The 3,863-nt window shown below is 67.3% G+C and carries 4 protein-coding genes; 1 reads left to right on the plus strand and 3 read right to left on the minus strand.

Annotated features, from left to right (window positions below; translation table 11 throughout):
- Positions 1–243 (minus strand): hypothetical protein (locus B9S61_RS08705; protein WP_103541737.1); only part of this gene is annotated, 243 nt, incomplete at its 3' end.
- 120 nt (positions 244–363) lie between these two features.
- Positions 364–2,718 carry an immune inhibitor A domain-containing protein gene (locus tag B9S61_RS08710; protein ID WP_103541735.1) on the minus strand — a complete coding sequence of 785 codons (2,355 nt, stop codon included), beginning with the start codon at positions 2,716–2,718 and terminating at the stop codon, positions 364–366.
- Between the two features lie 388 nt (positions 2,719–3,106).
- Between B9S61_RS08710 and B9S61_RS08715 the strand changes: the two genes are divergently transcribed.
- Positions 3,107–3,400, plus strand: coding sequence for a hypothetical protein (locus tag B9S61_RS08715; protein ID WP_374936195.1), 294 nt, complete (start codon positions 3,107–3,109; stop codon positions 3,398–3,400).
- Between the two features lie 3 nt (positions 3,401–3,403).
- On the opposite strand, the gene B9S61_RS08720 is transcribed toward B9S61_RS08715, so the two are convergent.
- Positions 3,404–3,863 (minus strand): RDD family protein (locus B9S61_RS08720; protein WP_258039597.1); only part of this gene is annotated, 460 nt, incomplete at its 5' end.

The following is a 3,863-nucleotide window of genomic DNA, read 5'->3' on the forward strand; positions in this document are numbered from 1 at the left end:
CCATATGAGGCCGTCGGGGTGGTGGAGGACCGCCGTGACCTCGTCGGGGGTCGGCGGCGCGGCGTTGCCCCGCAGGTAGATCGCCCGCAGGCCCAGATTGCGCAGCCTGGTCAGGGCGCGGGCGCGGTTCTGGGCGTGGACGAGGACGCGGACTCCGGCCGGTGCGTCGGCGGCGGGGCTGGGCAGGTTCAGTGCCACCACCACCGTGCCGTTCGGTAGCTTGCAGAAACCTCCTGCGGCCATGCGGTCATACCCCCGTGTCAGCCGGTGTCAATAAGAGCGTCACAGGAGGCACCTAAACACGGATCGGCGGCGACCCGCCAGGGGGTCACCGCCGATCATGCTGACCTGGGCAGTCGCTATCTACCTGCCCGCGGCACCGACCTCGAGCTCGATGGTCGAGCCGTTCCTGGCCTCCTTGAGAATCTTGATCTTCGTGTTGGTGTCAGTGATCTTGACACCGGCGGTCGGGTTCGACTCGTCGTAGTAGGTGTGGGTGCGGTCGTTGAAGACCGACACACCCTTCGACGACGGGATCCACTTCGCCACGTCCGCGTTGTGCAGCATCATGCCGTCGGTGCGGAACTTGCTGAAGGGCGCGTCGTAGGTCTGGATGCGGTTGCGCATCGGCGTGCCGTCGGACCACTTCAGCGCGGTCGGGTGGGAGTCGACCGGGAGGAGCAGACCGGTGCCCGGGTGCTGACTGGTGTTGTTGTCCTGCTGGGAGGTGTCCCACTTCCAGATCAGCAGGCCGTTCTGGTACGCGAAGTGCTCCACCCAGTCCGGACGGCTGTTCGCGAAGCCGAAGTTGTACGGGCCGACCTTCAGCGTCCTGTCGTACGACACGTACTGCCGGTTCTCGGCGATGTAGTACTGCGCGTAGTCCTTGGTGAAGGACGCCCCGATACGGGAGAAGCCCTTCGCCGTCCAGGCGTCGTCGGCGGTCTCGGCGTTGTCCGTGAAGAGCGCGGCACCGTCCGCCGTCACTGTGATCCCGTCGGCCGCGAAGCCCTTGAGGGCCACACCGCCGTCGGTCTGGTAGCGGAAGCGCAGGTCGATCTTCTGGCCCGCGTAGGCGTCCAGGGAGTACGCCAGCTTCTTGTAGCTGTCGACCGTGCCGTGCAGGGCCGGCTTGTCGCTGCCGTCACGCGGGATCGGCTGCCCGTCCACCGTGCCGTCCAGGGCGGTCCAGTTGGCACCGCCGTCGGTCGACGCCTCGGCGTAGAGGAAGTCGTAGTCGGCCTCGATCTCGTACCAGCCGTCGAGGGTCAGCTCGGCCGACGCCTTGCCGGTGAGGTCGACGCTGCGCGTCAGCGTGTTCCTGAGGTCGTCACCGCTGCCGCTCCACCACTGGGTCTGCCCCTCGGCCGGGACGACGACCTCGGTGGTGACGGCCTTCTTCGGGAGCTGGACGACCAGCGCCTGCTTGTGCTTGGTGTTGTACTCGGCGACACCGAGCTTGTGCCAGGAGTTGACCCCGGCCTTGGCCGTGTCGTAGTTCAGCCAGCCGAGCTGGAGCTTGTCCCAGGCGGTCATGTCGCCGGGCAGGTTGCCGATCTCGTTCTTGCCGGTGCCGAGCCAGGAACCGGAGGACATCAGCGTCCAGAACCCGGTGGAGTTCTCGCCGCCCTGGGTGTCGTAGTGGTCCGGCAGACCGAGGTCGTGGCCGTACTCGTGGGCGAAGACGCCGAGTCCGCCGTTCTCCGGCTGGATGGTGTAGTCGCCGACCCAGATGCCGGTGTTGCCGATCTGGGTGCCGCCGAGCTTGTTCTGCTCGGGGCCGGTGGCACCGGCGTCGGTGCCGAAGGCGTACCAGCGGTGGGCCCAGATGGCGTCCTCGCCCTGGGCGCCGCCGCCCGCGGACTCGTCCTCGCCGGCGTGCACGATCTGGAAGTGGTCGATGTAGCCGTCGGGCTCGTTGAAGTCGCCGTCGCCGTCGAAGTCGTAGCGGTCCCACTCGTCGTACTGGGAGAGCCGGGCCTTGATCTGGGCGTCGGTCTTGCCGTCGGCCTTCTGCTGCTCGGCCCAGGCGGTCACACCGTCCTGCACCGCGTACCAGGCGCAGTTGTCGGGGACACACTGGTTGGAGCCGTAACGGGCCTCGTTGTAGGGCACCTTGACCCAGTCCGAGACCTCGCCGTCGACCGAGTAGCGGCCGGAGGACTGCTTCTCGAAGTACGTCTTGACCGAGTCGACGCCCTTGCCGGACCCGAAGTACAGGTCCTCGAAGTGCTGCTGGTCGTAGTCCGCCTGCCAGGCCGTGGAGTTGTCCGTCCTGCGGTCCGGCTTGGCGATCTGGTTGTGCAGCGGACCCGGGGTGCCGCCGTAGCGGCTGTCGATCTGGTCCCCGAACTCGACCAGGATCGTGAAGATCTTGTCGGTCTTCTCGCGGCCGAGCTCGACGTACTTGGCTTCGCCCTTCTTGCTCTTCAGCTGGACGACCTTCGAACCTTTACGGTCCTTGACCGAGGCCTTACCGGATATGACCTGGTTGAGCGCCTCCTCGCGCTGGGCCGCCTGCGTCTTGGAGAGCGGGCCCTCGAGGTCGTGGTCGACGTGATTGTTCGCCGCCGGGTCGTGCCGGTCCACGGCGCTGGGACGGTCGGCCTTGTCAGCCGTGTCGGCCTGGGCCACGGTGAACGCAGAGCAGGTGGCGGTAACCGCCGCGAGCGCCACTCCTGTCGCGGCTGCTCTGAACGTCCAGGGTCTATTGGTCACTTGAGATCCCCTCCCGCGTACGTACGCGCGGCCGAAGGAGGTTCCTTGCTCGGAAAGTCCCGCACGCACGTGATCAACGCGTGTAGTCAAGTGACGACATTTGACTAGAGGTTCGGCAGAAAAAACAGACCTTGACTTGAACAGATCAAGTGCACTATGCGGAGCGGGGGTTCGCTTTTCGGACACACCCGCGCGAACCCGTACGGGCGCGTGCGACCGGTCATATGCGGGGGGCCATGACTCCGTGCGCCCCCTGTGCATCGGCCCTGTCGGTTAGGTCACGCTTACTGTCCGTTCCGCTCGGGCACGCTCGCGGTTAGAGTCGCTTGGCGGAACGCCCTGAACCGGTGGAAAGCCAGGCCGACAGCCCCCGACTCCCGAGGACACGATGGCCATGCCCCGTCCTACTGTCGCATCGCTCGCTTACGGTTCGTGCACCGTGATCTGCTCGACCCTCGCCATGTTGCTGTTGTCCGGGACGAGTTCGGTCCTGGGCGTCGCGGCGGTCGCGGTGTCGGCGCTCGCCCTCGGCCTGCTGGTGGCCATGACCGTGCCGCGCCCCGCGCCCCGTCGGCTCACGGTGGTGGCACGGCCCGCGGCCCCGGAACCGGTGCGGGCCACCGTGCTCTCCCCGGTACGCGAGCCGGCCCGCGAGCCGGTGCGGGAGCGGGCGGCTTCCTGACCGTCATCCCGTACTGACCACCACGGTCCTGGCCGCCTTGTCGTGCAGACCCTGCTTGTAGGGCCGGTCGAAGAAGCTCCAGCCGCCCGCGATCGCGGTCCAGATACAGGCGCAGCAGAACGCGAACGGCAGCCACAGCACGGCGGCCCGCGTCAGCGACGTCTGCACGGAGGGGTTGGAGCCGTCGGCGAGGTCGGCCACCCTCAGGCGCAGCCACTTCTTGCCCAGGGTCTGGCCGGAACGGGCGGTCATGAAGGTGTCGTAGGCGATGTACAGCACGGCGGCGATGACGGACTGCGCGAAGCCGTTGCCGACGTTGATGTCGTCGCCGTCGACGTTGTACTCGTTGACGCCGAACGGCCAGGTGAGCAGCACGACGACGGCACCGACGAGGATCATGTCGATGATGCGGGCGAGTGTGCGCCTGCCGCTGTCGGCGAGCGGGGGCATGCCGGCGAGGGGG

This window comes from Streptomyces sp. SM1, from assembly GCF_002910825.1.
Taxonomy (GTDB): Bacteria; Actinomycetota; Actinomycetes; order Streptomycetales; family Streptomycetaceae; genus Streptomyces; species Streptomyces okerensis.

Bases quoted from the DNA above. Each gene is read 5' to 3' on its own strand.
- B9S61_RS08715 (WP_374936195.1), top strand. From the start codon at position 3,107: ATGGCCATGCCCCGTCCTACTGTCGCATCGCTCGCTTACGGTTCGTGC.